The following is a 16,772-nucleotide window of genomic DNA, read 5'->3' on the forward strand; positions in this document are numbered from 1 at the left end:
TGTTTTAGAGAATTATTTGATTTTAATACTGAAGCTTTCTTCTTTTTCCTGTTTAGGTACTTCAACGGTTAAAACACCGTTTTCAAAAGTAGCTTCAGCTTCTTCAGCCATCACTTTTTTAGGGAACCTTACAGTTCTCCTTAAAACACCTTTTTTTCTGTCATGGAGAGTTATGTAACTTCCTTTCTGGACTTCCATCTCAAAGTCAAAGTCTGCTTTGACCTTTAACTTGTTTTCTGTAACTCTCAGGTCTATATCTTCTTTTTTAATTCCAGGTAAGTCAACATGGACGATAATGTCCTCGTCGGTTTCAATTATGTCTTTTCCTGGAACAAAGGTGTAATCTACAACTGATTTTTCCAGATCCTGTCTGATTGTATCAATTGTTCTTGAAGTGTCTTCAAGCATTCTCTCAATTAAACCTTTCCTATCTAAAATAGTTTTTCTATATTTTCTTCTATGTTTCATTTTTCCAGCCTCATTTTTTGAGTCATCTAATATTATTCAAATAAAATATATATATAATTTCTGGTAGAACCTGGATTATACTAAAAATAGGTTTAAATTATTAAAAACCGTACAATTTTTGATTTTATTGTTTTATTTCTTGATTGATTACTTATAAAAATAGTTTAAATTAACTAGATAAGGCTGTTTTTCTATTTAAAGCAAATTGATAATATTTATATATTATATATTATCAAATATATAGTCATGAAAGGCAATGCAACACCTCAATTAATTGGAATAATTGCAATACTGGTTGGTATTCTTATTATTATATATCCGCAGCTTGTAGCGTATATAGTAGGAATTATACTAATAGCATATGGGATATTAGAAGTCATAAAATAGCAAAATAACTTCATTTCTACCGATCTTTTATTCTATTTAAAATAAGTTAAAGTCCTTTATATTTAATTTAAGATAAAGGCATGGCATGATTTAAAGATTATAGGGACTTCATTATCATTTCAAGAGCTTCACCAGGCTCTAATATGCCTGCCCGTGTTTCTCTAAGCACCCTTTGAATGGAATATTTACGCATATGAGGATATTTTTTGTGCACCTCGTTAATTAAGGGGCATCCGTATCCTCCTTTCTTTAAAACACCATATTTAGAAGTTAAGTTTTTAATTTCTCCCTTTGTAGCAGATAGCATAGCAGGCAAGTTTATTTTTAAAACATCGTCTTCGATAACAATGGATTGGGATCCTGTTGATAGAAGATCACCATAAATTAAGAAAGGAATATTATTTTCTTTTGTATACTCTAAGACGGCTTTTTTAATTACTTTAGAGCATCTTCCGCATGGATGATATCTGCCTTCAAGTGATTCTCGAATTATTTCATCCATATCAACTTCTATGTATTCGTGTTTTACATGAAGCTCCCGGGAAAGGTTTTCCACATTATTTTGAAAATATCGGGGAAGAATTATACTGCCGGGATTTACTGTAACTGCAACAGGATTAAAACCTAAAAATTTAGCAATTATCAGCGAAAAACTGCTGTCAACACCCCCTGAAAGTGCAACAACTGCCTGATTGGATTCAGACTCTTCAAGATCTTCTTTTAAAAATATGTCAAAATGGTGAATATTTTGAATTCTAAGCTTCAGGAGTTTGCATAAATTATGGAGGGATTTAGAATCCTTAAATTCAGGGATGTTCAATATTTCTTTTAATTTATCTAATGTTAGTTTCATTTTATATTCCTTGAGTAAAATATCGGGATAGGATTCTACATGAACAGAGTTTAAATTAAGCTCTTCTTTTAACCTTCCTACAACCCATCCTCCCTTTCCAATTACTATTGATTTTTCAGGCCTGTCTGATGTTATTATCAGTAATTTCCTATTTTTTTCATCAAAATTTATCTCCTGGATGTCGGGTTTCACATTTTCATGCCCGATTTCTTTCCGTATCCGGCATATTTCATCGATTACTCTGTTTTTTGATAGTTTCAATTCTGTTCACCATAGGAATAACTAAATTTATTTTTTGCAAACATCTATTAAAAATAACTCCTAATGTAAATCCATTAAAAAATAGATGAAAATAAAATAGTTATTTATTTATTGCTTTTTCAGATTAAAGAAATTTTTACATTATTCAATAATTTATCTTCGATAAAGCCCTATTAATTGTCCTTCATCCAGGATATTCTGGTTTAATGCCCTTAAAAATTCTCCTCGTTTGAATCCGGGGTTCAGATTTAAGGTGGTATCAAGGGCATAGATTTTAAAGACAAATCTGTGTTCTGTGCCTCCAGGATTGCATGGCCCCCCATAACCTAGAAATCCAAAGTCATTTACCCCCTGAACAGCCCCATTTTCAAGCATTCCTTCTTTTTTTATCCCTGCTTCCAGATTCATGATGTCTGATGTTAAATTGGAAATAATCCAGTGCGTGAATATTCCGCCAGGGGCGTCCGGATCCTCACATATTATTGCAAGGCTTATGGTGTGCTCTGGTAACGTATCCCAGTGGAGAGGGGGCGAGATATTTTCATCGTCACAGGTATATCTTGGGGGTATTGAACCATTTTCATCAAATGCATCACTCATAAGTTTAATTACCATATTTTTTCCTCCCATGTGATGTTGCAATTTATATCTGCAGTTTTCATTAAGCAATTTTATAATATTGCCCAGATATTATTTAATATTTTACTCCTTAAATTTATTATTTAAATTTGTTATTACTCGCTCTATTTTAGAAATACATTTAAATGAACGCAGGAAAAAACTAATAACACTTATTTTTCTTAAATTATTATTATTAAAACTTTATTTTGTCTCCTTTTAAAAGAAAAAAGATTAAATTTGAAGTTTATTTTAAGGTTGAAATTGCAAATGATTTTGTAATTTGAATATATTATTTTTTTAGAATTCATATCAAAAATGAAAAGTGGCTCAAGACACATCTTTGATTATAGATTTAATTGAAGTCACAATCTTGATAAGGATTATCAAAAACCAATAAAATCGACAAATTTAAATACTATGGATTACTAATAAAAGATTGAGGTGAAAACATGACTGAATTACCAATTGCTCCAGTTGGAAGAATAATAAAAAATGCAGGTGCCCAAAGAATTAGTGACGACGCAAGGGATGAACTTACCAAAGTCTTAGAAGAAATGGGCGAAGAAATAGCTTCAGAAGCTGTTAGACTTGCAAGACACGCTGGAAGAAAAACTGTAAAAGCGTCAGACATTACTCTGGCTGTTAGGTCAAAAATGACCTCATAGGTTTTTTCTTTCACTCGAGAATTGTAGATTTTTGGTAACCTAAACACCATGTGTTTAGGATTTTTATTATTTTTTGTTTTCCAGAAAAGTATTACTGAACTGGTTTTTTGTTTTCGAACGTTTATTAAATATAAAAAAAATAACGCTTTAAATCATCTGTTTTTAATTTAAAAGTTTAAACAATTGATTAAGTCTTTTGAGTTAATTTTTCCAACTTCAAATTTATTTTTAAAATAATGTACCGATGATTTTATTTTATGTAATTTATGGAGCTGTTAACGAAAAACATATACATTTATATACTGGTACTTACCATACTCATTTTGAAGTACAAACTACTTGAGACGGAGCATTACATGGGGGACTTAACTCCTCATGATAGTTATTATTAACATTTGGGGATAAAAATACATTAATATATGAATGCACGCCTTCTTGGATAACAAAATAAAACCAAAGCTTATATAATGATTTATTAAATTAGAATATGAAGAGAGATGAGATTAAAAATCAGTCTATCATCAAGGAGCAGTAATTATTTAATTCCTTATAATTACAACCACATTCTTTCTGCTATTATCTACAGAAAGATCGCTGACTTAGATTTGGCCAGCAAACTTCATTTTTCACGAGATTTCAAGTTTTTTACTTTTTCACAGATTTACGCTCCTGATTGGAGGCGCACAAAAAATGGTATTATTTCAAGAGATGGCAAACTCGAATTTTATGTTAGTTCTCCAAATGATGATTTAATAAAAAGTCTCGTTGAAGGCCACCTTGAAAATTCTGAAGTTAATTTTAAAGGCGATAAACTTCTGGTGGAACAGATCGAGCTTCTAAAAAAGCCTATGTTCAAGGAGAATATGAAAATGAAAACCATGTCACCCGTAATGGCCCGGATAAAGCGAGAAGTTGACGGGAAACTTAATATATGGGATTTAGGGCCTGGAGATGAGCGTTTTTATGAAAGTGTTCAGAAAAATCTGATTAATAAATATGTTTCATTTTATGGTGATTTTGACGGCGATAGATGGGTGAAGATAAGGCCAGATATGAAGACGGCTAAAAGACGCAGGATTGAGGTTAAAGGGAATTATCACAGGGGTTATATGATGGATTTTGAGATTGAGGCAGATCAGAGGCTTTTAGAGTTTGCTTATGATTGTGGATTGGGTGAGAAGAACAGTATGGGTTTTGGAATGGTGATGACTTTATGATGGTTGAAAATCGCGAAAATATTTTAGAAGAAGAAATTACTGGGAAAAATGATATTAATATTCCAGAACTTCAATTTACAGGGAATTGGTTCATTGATACAGGTATTTTGGGCTTTATAAATGTAATGAAAGAAGTTTATGGTTGGAATCTTGAGGAACTAAAAAATAGAATAAAAGAAAACCCTGAATTAATTTATTATGGTTATTTTCCGTTTGCTTATTTGTTTTATCATTCAAAAATTCGCACTAATTTCAAAGAAATGGGAGATGTAAGAAATAAAAAAAAGAATTTTATAGAAAAAAGGAATGATAAACAAAAGGAACTATCAACATTTATTAAATCTATGAAGAATGCTAATTCAAATAAAATACCTAAAAAAGACTTAAATAAAATAAAAAGTTTAAAAAAGAAGATTCTGGAATTTGAAACTGAAATAGATGAGTTAGATTCCAAAATAAATGAGTTAAATAGTAATTTAAGCCATGAAAAGCAGATATTTTCAACTCAAATTGAATCTAATATAGATGAAATACTTTCTGATTCGGAAAATATGTTTACACATGTGAAGGATAAAATTGATGGGATTATTCTGGATTTTGATTTAAAAACTCCTCAAGGGTACCGAAATTTCTTCTTATACAATCCAAAAAAAGACATCTTTCTATCTTTTTTATATTTACATTCTCTTTTGAGAAAAAATTTCTCCAAAATAAAATTAATAAAATATTTAAAAAACCAAGAATCTTTATTAGAGTTCATTAACTTTTGTCAAGATATTAGTGTCAATTATATGGATTTAATCGATACGATAGAAAAAATGTTGTATCTAAAGAAGAAAAAATCAAAGATAATTAATTTTTGTGGAGAGAAATTTTGCTTGGATGAAGAAAGCATGGAGAGTATAAATAAGAAATGGTACATAAAGATACAGAAGGAATATGGGAAAATAGGAGAATCACTTTCATACGAAGTTTCTCCAGATTTTACAGCAAATCCCTTTTTGTACTCTCCCACTGAGTTTTCTAATATAGGATATACTAAACCACTTACATTGGACGAAATTGAATCTGGATTGAAAGTAAAATTGCCGATTTATTTATTGTTGCTTTCTTTTAGTAATGCTTTCCAACGTTTCGCACGAAGGAATATTCTTTTTTACACAAATAACCTTAAACTATCTTATTCTATTAATAGTGGGATTAGAACAAAAATTTCTAGAATGGGGAAAAGAGATTCAATATTTAAAATGACATGGTCTTCGATAATTGATGAGCTTATAGAAAATAAAGCTAAGTTTTCTTTGGAAAATATGTATTTAATAGAGTTCGAAGGAATAGGAAAAGACCAGAAATTGAAAGATGTAAGATATCTTGGCATTACAAAGCTTGGAGCAAGTATAATCATTGAAGACGCTATAAGAGACGCTTTAAACTCAAATATTCAAATAAACAGCGGTAAAAATTCCGAATGGGTGTGGTTGCTTGAAGAATTCATCAAGAATAGACCAATATATCCACACATTCTCAAACACGCCGTTTTGAGAATAAACAACAAGACAAAACAAAAAGCAGTCAAACCACTCTTATATGGTCTTTCAGTGGATGCTAAGATCAAATCTTTAAGTAAGGATAAGGGAGGAAGAATTTTCGAACAATATTTTTCCTTAGAACTTGAAGATACAGTTTTTCAAATTAAAGAGAGTTACAAATGGATGAATTTGGCATCTAAGAATGCATCTAAAGTTTTTTCAAGCGACATCAGAGATAAATTCGTTCCAAGACTTATTACAACAATAAAAAAGCAGAATAAACATGCATTTATGAATACTATTTTAAAAGCATTACTTGAGGAAAGAAAAACGGATCCTAAAATCGTTAAATACCTAAATAACTATCTTTTTAATAATATAATCCAAAATGAGACTAATTGGCAAAATTATGCTCTAGCAATACTTGTTGGTTTGTTATAGGGGGTAATAATATTGGAAAAAAATGAAAAAATGTGGGAAATAAAAAAATTTACTAACAAAGCCTTTAGCAATATTGGTTCTGAAAATTATAGGCAAAAAATAGTTTATAATTTATTAAATACAGTCAAAGTAAGCAATCAAAGTGATTTTTTTTCAATTCTTCTGAGAACTTTAAATGCACAAAAAGATAATGAAGATGTTAAAAAATTAAGCAGTAAATTGATGGAGATTTATCCATTAACTCCCGGAAACTTTGAAAATGTGGCTTATTCAATTATTATGGGAATTATGTCAGCAAAATCTGAATAAAGAGGTGATTAAATGGGAAAATATATAGTTATGGATATAGTTTTTTATGGCAACTCTCTTAACTACGATCAAGGTAGTGGAAACTATCAGGAACTTAAAAAAATAACAAAATGGGACGGACAGCAATATTCATTAGTTAGTAGATATGCTCTTAGATTTAGCTTGTTGGAAACTGCTAAAAACGCAGGATTATGGAATTTAGCTGAAGGAAACAATTTAATAACTGCTGGAAGTGGAGATAAAAAAGTTATTCAACCTGCAACAGAGTTTCTTTTATCTGGCGAGATTCTTGGATACCCTGAATTTGACTTATTTGGATATTTAATAACAGATACTCAGCCACAGAACTTTAGAACAGCCCCTGTAAAAATTAATCATGCTGTTTCAATGACTCCGTTTAATTATGATGCACTCTTTAATGCAAATATTGGACTTGCTAATAGGATGAGAAAACAATTTGGAGATATGAAACCCAATCCGTTCACAGCTGAAGAACATGAAACATTTTATCAATATACAACAGTTATCAATGTAGATAATGTTGGTAGTATAGAGTCATATCTTGCAAAGAAGATTAAAGACGGAGGTAAAGACAAAACTATGAGTAATATTCAGTTAAAAAAGAATGAAACAAATCTAATTAATTTTGAAATTTCTTATGGAACAGGTAACACTAAAAAAACCATTGATTTTACTCATAATAATGATAAAGAACCTAAAACAACTATTTCAAAGATAGTACTTCCTTTCAAAGAAGATGATGATAAAGTGAAGATTGAAGGATTCCAAAATCCTGAAATCATTGAATACAATGAAAATTTAGGTGCAATGATCATTCATTACATTCTTGATGAAGAAACTAAGAAAAAACGAATCGAAGATCTTTTAAAATCGATTTTAAATCTCAAAAGAAGTATAAAAGGAAGAGAAGAAGATTTAACACCTAAGCTAATTGTTATGGGTGTTTACAAGAATTTACCCTACAAAACATTCAAAGATAAGATTGTACTTCTTGATGAATATGTTGAAGAAGAGTATGACGAAATAGAAGAAACTCCAATGGAAAATGGTGGAAGACTGGTAAAGGTTAGGCATAAAACCACCAAAAGTAGAAAGCCGCTCTTTGAGATTATGGATGTAAGTGACACGGAATCTATAGACGAAGCCAAAATTTTACAATTCATAGAACCCTTGTTTAATAGTCAAAATGCATGTGAAGAATATGAGGAAATAAAAGTATTCACAGACACAAGCATCAAAGTAAAGTACAACAATAAAGAACAGTAGGATGGTTTCTATATGGAAAAAATAACCCTTCTTGAGATATTTCAGCCATTTGCACAATATAGAAATCCATTCACCTTTTATTATGCTCAAACATACCCGTTACCTCCTAAATCCACAGTAATTGGCATGTTACAGAACATTACAGAAAGATACTATGAGGAAGATTTCTATAACATCAAAGTAAGTATTCATGGAGGCTTTGAAAGCTTTTTCTGGAACTATCAGGGCTTGATTAAAGGAACTAAAGATGGTATTAATCTTATGAAATATAATGGAGAAATAAAACTGTGGAATCAAGGATTTCCATTATATGGAAGCAGCATAACCTCCCAAAGATCTCCTGTCTTTCAGCAAGAACTATTTAATGGCCATCTTTACATTTTTCTTAAGGGAAAACAGGAATTAATAGAAGAAATTGAAAAATCATTGTTAAATCCTTGTAAAATCCCATATATTGGAAGAAGTGAAGATATAATATTCTTAAGGGGTGTTTATTCTGATCAAGACCTCTCCTTTTCTGAAAAAATAGCAAGAAAAAATATTTGGTTAACCCAACCGGCTTATATTAAACTCAAAATTAAGAATGATAAAGAATTTCCAATTAAAACTGAAAAATTCCCAGTTTACTCTATTCCATTGAAAGTAGCGTTCAAAAATGGGGAAAATTCAATCACTAATAAGGCAGAGATTACCAAATCTACTAAAAGAGTGCCAGAATTTGAAACTGTTATGTATACTGGTTTAGATCAAGTTATTTATCTTAAAGACGAAGTAAAAGTTGAAAATTACAGTATAAAGGATAAAAATTTAACTTTTAAAATACCTGAAGAATTTGGGTGGTTATAATGAATGAATTAATTGAAATTTTAAGAGCTAAATCTGTAGATCAGGAAAATTATTTACTTAAAGACCACCTAAAAGAAGCTGTAAGAAGAGTTTTAGAACTCAATGAATTTGTAAAAGAAAACAAAGACTCATTTAATTATGATATGGTTGCCAACAATGAAACTTTTGAAAAACTTATTATTGCAGCAATATTACACGATTTAGGTAAAATTGACTACAATTTTCAAAAAAAGGTTTCTGAAAAAGATAGTGAAGATTGGGAAAAGTTAAAAAATTTTTTAAAGCCGCTTAATAATCCTCAAATAAGATATCCAAGGCATGAAATACTTTCAACAATTTGGAGCACATTTTTATTAGGAAATACTGAATTAGACAAAAAACTGAGAACAGCAATACTTCTTCATCATTATAATGATTATTTCATTGCAGAAAAAGATCTTATGGAGATAATTTCTAATTATCGTAAGGCTACAGCTTCTTATCTTGAATTTATTAATGTAAATTCAGGTATTTTACATAATTTCCTCATGAACTTGTTTGAATACATTAAAAATGATTTTTCTGATTCTGAAATAGCATGTTCAGCAATTAAATTCCTAGAAGCAGAAATGAATATTGAAAAAACAAATTTGCTCCTTGAAAAGATAAATTCTCGTGAAGATGACATATCTGAATTTGCAGAGTTTTATGATATAGATAATGATAATCCAGATTATGATTTTTTAGTTCTGCTTGGTTTCCTTAGAAGATGTGATTATTCTTCAAGTGGTGGAGTTAATATTGAATGTAGAGAACTCAAAAAGGTTTTTGAAGGATTATCCGATAAAATCAGAGACAGTATAACTAAAGATAATGAAGAAGCTTACCTTTGGCAAAAAGATGTATTGGAAAATGTCAATACAGACAAATCGCTTATTTTTATTGCTCCTACAGGCTCAGGAAAAACAGAATTTGCTCTTTTGTGGGCTGAAAAGAATAAAAGAAAATTGATTTATACTTTACCGTTGAGAGTGGCACTGAATGATCTTTTTTCACGTTTCCGAAATCCTGAGGATGGTTATTTTAAAGAGGAATTTGTGGACATATTACATTCAACAGCATTTATTGAATATATTAAGGAAGAAAAGGAAGGAAAATATTTAGATATGGATAAAATGATGACTTCAGTGAAAATGATTTCTTCTCCAATCCTTCTAACAACTCCTGATCAAGTATTTTTAACTTCTTTGAATTATTATGGCTCTGATAAAGTAATTTCTGTTTATCCATTTTCATCCATAGTTATTGACGAAGTACAAACATATAATGAAGAAATGGCAGCTATAATTATAAAAACGCTTGAAATTATCCACAAACTCAAAGGAAAACTCCTTATAATAACTGCCACATTCCCACCTTACTTTAAAAAGTTCTTTAAAAACATATTTGGTGAAGATTTGGAAATTGTCGATGTTGCAAAGCTTGATGAAAATACTAAAAGTCAAATAAAAAATTTCGATCAGAGGAGGCATAAAATTAAAGTAATTGAAGAACCTCTTTTCAGCAAAAATTCTCAATTAAATGAAGAATCAGGACTAGAGGACTATTTAGAGCTTTTCAATGACAAAAATCTTTTTTTAATAGTTAATAATGTTAAAAAGGCAATAAATTTGTTTAAATCATTAGAAAATGAAGAAAAAGATAATGTTTACCTTTTACACTCAAGGCTAATTGAATTGGAAAAAAGTAGGCGAATAAATGAAATAAAAGAGAAAATTAGGAATGGCGAAAAAGTAACTGTTGTAGCAACCCAAATAATCGAAGCATCAGTAAATCTTGATTTTGATGCAATGATAACTGAAATATCAACAGTTGACAGCCAAATACAGAGATGGGGAAGAATACACAGAAATAGGGATGCAGATTATGATGAAGATATTCCTAATGTTGTTATATTTGCAGGTGAAAAATTAGAAAATGGATCTTTAAAACTTGATAGAGGAACTAGCTTTGTATATGACAGTAAAGTAGTTGAAAAGACGTTTGAAGTCCTTAAAGAATATGAAAATAAGCAAGATTCCTTAAATTATGAAGAAGAACGAAAAATGATAAATGATGTTTTTGAAAGAGAAATAGATGGGATTAAACTTAAAAAAATTTACGAAGATGAAATTGAAAAAACATTGGACTATTTAAATTACTTTACAGTTGAAAAGAAAAGTCAAGCACAAAGACTTTTCAGAGATATCGCTGGATATAAAGTTGTAATTCCTGGACTCATAGAATTGGAAGAAAGTAATGATAAAACTGTGAAAAATGTATTTACAAAATCCATAAGAGAAAATGCGAAGTCTTGGAAAGAAATAATGGCCAAAATAAAGGAATATACGGGAGAAGATTTAGATATTTGGGAATTAAAGAAAATCCTTTATGAATATTCAGTAAATGTTCCTATCTATTACGAAGATAAAAGTGATTTCTGGAATAGAGATACTCGTGAATTTAGAGGATTTTACATCTGGAATAAAGTTAATGATGAAGAAGTTTGTTCTGTGAAAGAATATGGGCTTGATAGTATTTTGAAAGAAGAAAATGATTCAGTTGAAATTCTTTAAATATATTGAAAGATGATACCTTTGAGCAGAATCTGGGGCTTTGAAGAGCTTGTGGCATACTTTTTATATAAACATTCCGAATGTTACTCATAAACTTGAGCAACCATTTATAAGCAATCACTCATAAAGTTGAGTAACTATTTATATAAGGTTACTCATAAAGTTGAGTAAGGTGATAATATGAAACCAAGCACAGATGACCTTTTAGATTATATTTTGGCAAGATTAAGGGAAGGACCCAGATTAGCTCAAGATCAAATTCAAAGAAATGGAAAGAAATTCAGGCATAGAAGCGCTTTCTTTAAACTTAAAAAGCACGCTGATAACTTTTTAGATGCTAATAATGAAAACAGATTTATAATTATGCCTGGTTTAAGGGGTGTTGGAAAAACCACATTACTTTTTCAAATATATGACTATTTAACAAATGAAAAAGGCATTGAACAGGGTAGAGTGCTTTATATTTCTGCTGATCACATGAGCGAATATTTAGGTGGTAAAATAATCGATGCAGCAGATGTTTTTATCAGCGAAGTGCATCAAAAAACGCCAGTAACATTAGATGAAGAACTATTTATCCTTATAGATGAAGCACAATACGATAAAGAATGGTCAAATGCAGGTAAAATTTTATATGACCAGAGTAAAAAGATTTTCATGATATTTACCGGTTCTTCAGCATTAAGTTTGGAATTAAATGTCGATGCTGCCCGTAGATCCAAAAAAGAGTCAATTTTTCCCATGAATTTTTCTGAATATTTGCTTTTAAAACACGATATTTACGCTCCAAAAGGAACATCAGCAAGCATTAGAAAGTTGATCTTCACTGGTGAGATAGAAGATGCCTGTAAAAAAGAAAACGAGCTAATGCGAAAAATGTTGAAACTAACAATGCCTCTTGAAAAGGAATGGGAAAATTATCTGTGCTGTGGAGGGTTTCCCTTTGGAATTCACTTAGATAATCATGATATTCATGAAAAAACGTTTGATATGCTGGATCGTGTGATAGAAAAGGATGTATCTCTTATCAGGTCTTTTAGATCAGAAACTCGAAGTTCTATTTTTAGAATACTTATGTTTTTGGCCCTTCAAAAAGCAGGTGAAACATCTGAGGGCAAATTAGCAAATGATATAGGAATTTCTTCGGCCCTGGTTAAAGATATACTAAGTATCCTTGAAAAAACTCATTTGATATTTCACATTAAGCCATATTCTGGAAGTGCTAGAACATCTGTAAGAAAGGCATGGAAGTATTATTTTTTATCTCCGTCCATAAAAACAAGTATAAATTTCCAATTGGGCAAATATAACCCTAAAAAGAGAGAATTTCTGGGTGAACTTACAGAAAATATGGTGGCTTCCTATTTCTTCAGGCTCAAAGAAACTATGAATATGCCACATGGAATATTTTATTCTCCAGAAAAAGAGGGAGTTGATTTTCTATTAAGTGATATAACAGGCAAGATCATACCTATTGAAGTAGGAGTTGGAAATAAAGACAAAAGGCAAATAAAAAAAGCAATTAATAAATATAATTCGAAATATGGTATAGTAGTGTCTAATAAAACAAAAAGGATTACACTTGAAGATGATGTGATTCATATTCCTCTGACCACATTTTCATTTATATAACATTAAGAGGTAAACATGCTTTCAGATTCAGAAAAACACCTCCGAATCATAGGAACCCAAATAAATTACTATTTCATCTGCAAGACAAAACTATGGCTTTTCTCCCGCCACATCCAGATGGAACAGGAGTCTGATCTTGTATCCCTCGGAAAACTACTTCACTCAAAAAGCTACGGGGACGAAAAGGAATATACAATTGACAATTTAATCAGCGTTGATTTTATTAAAAAGAAGGATTATTTAGAGCTTCATGAGGTTAAAAAGAGTAGTAAAATGGAAAAAGCCCATGAATACCAGCTTCTCTATTATATGTACTATTTAAAACATAAAAAGGGCATTGAAAAGATCAAAGGTATAATTAACTATCCCAAAATGAGAAAGAAAATCGCTATAGATTTAAATAAATCTAAAGAGAATGAATTAAAGGATATAATTGAGGATATTGGTAATGTAATCAATGGTGACACTCCAGAGCCTGAAAGAACGAAGATTTGCAGGAAATGCGCCTATTTTGAGTTCTGCTGGGTCTAAAAATTTAAATGTTCTATAAAATGAAAATATATTTCGTTAGATGAACATCATATTGTATGTTGGTGAGCTAATGAAAAAGAACTATTATTTACTGTCAGATGGAATGCTTAAAAGAAGGGAAAATACCGTATACTTTGTAAATAAAGACGGCAAAAAGCCAATTCCAATCAATAAAATTTATTCCATCTATGCCTACGGCTCATTAACTTTTTCTTCACAAGCAATACATCTTCTTGCAAAAGAAGGCATACCCGTTCATTTTTTTAATTATTATGGCTATTATGACGGCAGTTTTTATCCAAGAGAAAAGCTCCTGTCTGGAGATCTGATTATAAAACAAGCTGAGCACTATCTGGACCATGAAAAAAGGATTTTTATAGCTAAAAAGTTAGTAGAAGGCGCTGCAAAGAATATGGGGAAAGTCCTTAAATATTATAACCTTGAAAACAAGATAAGTAGCATATTGCCTGATTTAGGGAATTGCAACATGATAACGGAGGTTATGAACGTTGAGGGAAGGATGCGCGCCGATTATTACCAGAAAATGAATGAAATTCTCCCTGAAAACTTTAATTTCGATAAACGAGTTAAAAGACCTCCAGAAAATATGATAAATGCACTTATAAGCTTCGGTAATTCTATGGTTTATTCAACAGTTCTATCTGAAATCTATAATACACAACTTAATCCCACGGTTTCTTATCTTCATGAGCCTTCAGAGCGGAGATTTTCCCTGGCACTGGATTTAAGCGAAATTTTCAAGCCAATTCTTGTTGATAGGCTTATTTTCTATCTTATAAATAAACGAATGCTCAGAGAAGATGACTTTGAAAAGGACCTTAATTACTGCCTTTTGAATGACAATGGAAGAAAAATTTTCATTAAAGAATATGATGAACGGCTTAAAAAGACCATTAAGCATAGAGAGCTTAACAGAAAAGTTTCTTATAAACGCCTTATAAGGCTGGAGGCTTATAAATTGATAAAACATCTTTTAGGGTCTAAAGAGTATAAACCATTTGTAATGTGGTGGTGAATTAATTTTTTGGAAGATGATCAAAATGTATGTGATAATAGTCTATGATATTAAGGTGGAAAGGGTCAACAAAGTCAAAGGATTCCTTCGGAAACATCTATACTGGATTCAAAATTCTGTTTTTGAAGGTGAAGTAACCAAAAGCGAGCTTGAAGAGATAAAAACAGGTTTGCTGGATATAATCAATAAAAATGAGGATTCTGTGATAATATACAGGTTCAGGACTGAAGATGCATTTCACAGAAAGGTACTGGGTATTGAAAAAGCACCTGTACACGGAATACTTTAATTTTACTTTTTTTGTCCTGATCTAATCGTATTTTAATGAGTTCTATGAATTTTTAGACAAGGATAGCGGATCGTTTGTCATAGAATTTTTTACCCCAATATTAAACTTACTTCAGGTTATTATATTCTTAAATTGCTTTAAAAAATATTTAACACTTTAATTTAGTTTTTACCTTATTATTATAAATTTAGATGGATAAAAAAGCAATTTATATTTTTATTTTCAAAAAATAACTCTATTTTGCAGGTCGTCGATCCATATAAAAGGATTCTGGAATGGGAGATCGACAATTTTAAGTATTCAATAGACCAAATATTAGCATGTATTTGGGAAAATGGGGCAAATTTCGGCCCTGCTTAAATCAGACTATTTTAGGATTGAAATTCAGCGAAACACAAAGGCAGATACATCAGATATTCACAGCTTAAATCAGACTATTTTAGGATTGAAATGATATTCCAGTCTGGCATTGGGACTATGGAGATGCGCTTAAATCAGACTATTTTAGGATTGAAATTTGTGTGGGGCCTTCTTGCATCAGGTCTCTGAATGGGCTTAAATCAGACTATTTTAGGATTGAAATGCATCAACTAATAAATTATATTGGTCAATTGCCCTGGCTTAAATCAGACTATTTTAGGATTGAAATGAAGTCATCGATAACCTGGAAAATAACAAAAGTTCGGGCTTAAATCAGACTATTTTAGGATTGAAATTATGGTTGGCATAATCTCTGTTCATGGATAGAAACCGCTTAAATCAGACTATTTTAGGATTGAAATTACTCCTTCTGGTTCATGCCAGAATGCACAGAATTCCTGCTTAAATCAGACTATTTTAGGATTGAAATGAGCTAAGAATGCTAATACTGCCGCGACCAATGTGGGGCTTAAATCAGACTATTTTAGGATTGAAATTTGATTGGGGGATTTTTCTCAGAAACCGAATCAGCAAGCTTAAATCAGACTATTTTAGGATTGAAATGAATTTAAGGGTATGGAGCCGGTAGATGATGCAGAGCTTAAATCAGACTATTTTAGGATTGAAATCCGGATAACAAATACATAAGTCTGACGGGATGTATGGGCTTAAATCAGACTATTTTAGGATTGAAATAGAAGCAAGATTAGGATTATTAGATTTACCCCAAGCTTAAATCAGACTATTTTAGGATTGAAATACTTATGACTTCATAGATAGCTTATTTGCTAAACTGCTTAAATCAGACTATTTTAGGATTGAAATTTTTAGGCTCTAAAATATTAGGAAAGGTGTTACTCAGCTTAAATCAGACTATTTTAGGATTGAAATTTCTTATATAATCCCAAAGGATATTTTGACTTTCAGGCTTAAATCAGACTATTTTAGGATTGAAATATGTATGAGAGAAGACTATTTAAGCATGAAACAGAGGCTTAAATCAGACTATTTTAGGATTGAAATTGTATTTGCAGCAATATTATAATTATATACAGTTGATGCTTAAATCAGACTATTTTAGGATTGAAATTCTACTATAAGCTTCTTTTGTTTCTGATATGCTTTGCTTAAATCAGACTATTTTAGGATTGAAATCTGGGGGGCGGTATTGGTGTAGGTATTTGCCTCTGTGGCTTAAATCAGACTATTTTAGGATTGAAATGTATTCACATACTCATAGTAGGTGATCCGGGCATTGGCTTAAATCAGACTATTTTAGGATTGAAATTAACTATTCTGTAATTGTACTACCGTACCTTTAGGCTTAAATCAGACTATTTTAGGATTGAAATTTTCATCAAATAGTTTTATTCTATCTTTTAAAGC

At 30.7% G+C, this 16,772-nt stretch carries 15 protein-coding genes and 1 CRISPR repeat array (1 of these 16 only partly in view); of the genes, 12 read left to right on the top strand and 3 right to left on the bottom strand.

What is annotated here, in order from left to right; genetic code table 11:
• Positions 1–12: 12 nt before the first annotated feature.
• Positions 13–468, bottom strand: a complete 456-nt coding sequence (locus QMD61_02460) for an Hsp20/alpha crystallin family protein (GenBank protein MDI6723491.1) — start codon at positions 466–468, stop codon at positions 13–15.
• Positions 469–714: 246 nt separating this feature from the next.
• On the opposite strand from QMD61_02460, the gene QMD61_02465 reads away from it, so the two are divergent.
• Positions 715–855 carry a DUF3096 domain-containing protein gene (locus QMD61_02465; GenBank protein MDI6723492.1) on the top strand — a complete coding sequence of 47 codons (141 nt, stop codon included), beginning with the start codon at positions 715–717 and terminating at the stop codon, positions 853–855.
• Positions 856–952: 97 nt separating this feature from the next.
• Here the strand turns inward: QMD61_02465 and QMD61_02470 are convergent, their stop codons facing one another.
• Both QMD61_02470 and QMD61_02475 read right to left on the bottom strand, forming a co-directional pair.
• Positions 953–1,969, bottom strand: coding sequence for an ATPase (locus QMD61_02470; protein MDI6723493.1), 1,017 nt, complete (start codon positions 1,967–1,969; stop codon positions 953–955).
• A gap of 153 nt (positions 1,970–2,122) precedes the next feature.
• A complete protein-coding gene (locus tag QMD61_02475) occupies positions 2,123–2,584 on the bottom strand; it encodes a YbhB/YbcL family Raf kinase inhibitor-like protein (GenBank protein ID MDI6723494.1) in 462 nt (153 codons plus the stop codon).
• Positions 2,585–3,039: 455 nt separating this feature from the next.
• Between QMD61_02475 and QMD61_02480 the strand changes: the two genes are divergently transcribed.
• The 11 genes from QMD61_02480 (at position 3,040) to cas2 (ending at position 14,966) form a co-directional block, all read left to right on the top strand.
• On the top strand, positions 3,040–3,255 hold the full coding sequence (locus QMD61_02480; protein ID MDI6723495.1) for a histone family protein: 216 nt from the start codon (positions 3,040–3,042) through the stop codon (positions 3,253–3,255).
• 605 nt (positions 3,256–3,860) lie between these two features.
• Entirely contained in the window at positions 3,861–4,472 is a 612-nt protein-coding gene (gene cas6 / locus QMD61_02485; GenBank protein MDI6723496.1) for a CRISPR-associated endoribonuclease Cas6, read from the top strand.
• Complete coding sequence (locus QMD61_02490; GenBank protein MDI6723497.1) at positions 4,469–6,442, top strand: hypothetical protein; 1,974 nt, start codon at positions 4,469–4,471, stop codon at positions 6,440–6,442. The genes cas6 and QMD61_02490 overlap by 4 nt, the downstream gene beginning before the upstream one ends.
• A gap of 12 nt (positions 6,443–6,454) precedes the next feature.
• Positions 6,455–6,751 carry a hypothetical protein gene (locus tag QMD61_02495; protein ID MDI6723498.1) on the top strand — a complete coding sequence of 99 codons (297 nt, stop codon included), beginning with the start codon at positions 6,455–6,457 and terminating at the stop codon, positions 6,749–6,751.
• Positions 6,752–6,763: 12 nt separating this feature from the next.
• Positions 6,764–8,038, top strand: a complete 1,275-nt coding sequence (cas7i, locus tag QMD61_02500) for a type I-B CRISPR-associated protein Cas7/Cst2/DevR (GenBank protein ID MDI6723499.1) — start codon at positions 6,764–6,766, stop codon at positions 8,036–8,038.
• 12 nt (positions 8,039–8,050) lie between these two features.
• Positions 8,051–8,884 carry a CRISPR-associated protein Cas5 gene (gene cas5, locus QMD61_02505; GenBank protein MDI6723500.1) on the top strand — a complete coding sequence of 278 codons (834 nt, stop codon included), beginning with the start codon at positions 8,051–8,053 and terminating at the stop codon, positions 8,882–8,884.
• Positions 8,884–11,478: a CRISPR-associated helicase Cas3' gene (gene cas3 / locus QMD61_02510; protein MDI6723501.1), complete on the top strand. Its 2,595-nt coding sequence runs from the start codon at positions 8,884–8,886 to the stop codon at positions 11,476–11,478. Before cas5 ends, cas3 begins: the two co-directional genes overlap by 1 nt.
• A 180-nt stretch (positions 11,479–11,658) precedes the next feature.
• Entirely contained in the window at positions 11,659–13,110 is a 1,452-nt protein-coding gene (locus QMD61_02515) for an ATP-binding protein (protein ID MDI6723502.1), read from the top strand.
• Positions 13,111–13,125: 15 nt separating this feature from the next.
• Positions 13,126–13,641, top strand: coding sequence for a CRISPR-associated protein Cas4 (cas4, locus tag QMD61_02520; GenBank protein ID MDI6723503.1), 516 nt, complete (start codon positions 13,126–13,128; stop codon positions 13,639–13,641).
• Positions 13,642–13,711: 70 nt separating this feature from the next.
• Positions 13,712–14,677, top strand: coding sequence for a type I-B CRISPR-associated endonuclease Cas1b (gene cas1b, locus QMD61_02525; protein MDI6723504.1), 966 nt, complete (start codon positions 13,712–13,714; stop codon positions 14,675–14,677).
• 25 nt (positions 14,678–14,702) lie between these two features.
• Entirely contained in the window at positions 14,703–14,966 is a 264-nt protein-coding gene (gene cas2 / locus QMD61_02530; GenBank protein MDI6723505.1) for a CRISPR-associated endonuclease Cas2, read from the top strand.
• Positions 14,967–15,320: 354 nt separating this feature from the next.
• Positions 15,321–16,772: a CRISPR direct-repeat array (repeat unit 30 nt; unit sequence GCTTAAATCAGACTATTTTAGGATTGAAAT) (it continues 1,767 nt past the right edge of the window).

Origin of the sequence: Methanobacterium sp. (assembly GCA_030017655.1) — an archaeon.
In the GTDB taxonomy this organism is placed as follows: domain Archaea; phylum Methanobacteriota; class Methanobacteria; order Methanobacteriales; family Methanobacteriaceae; genus Methanobacterium_D.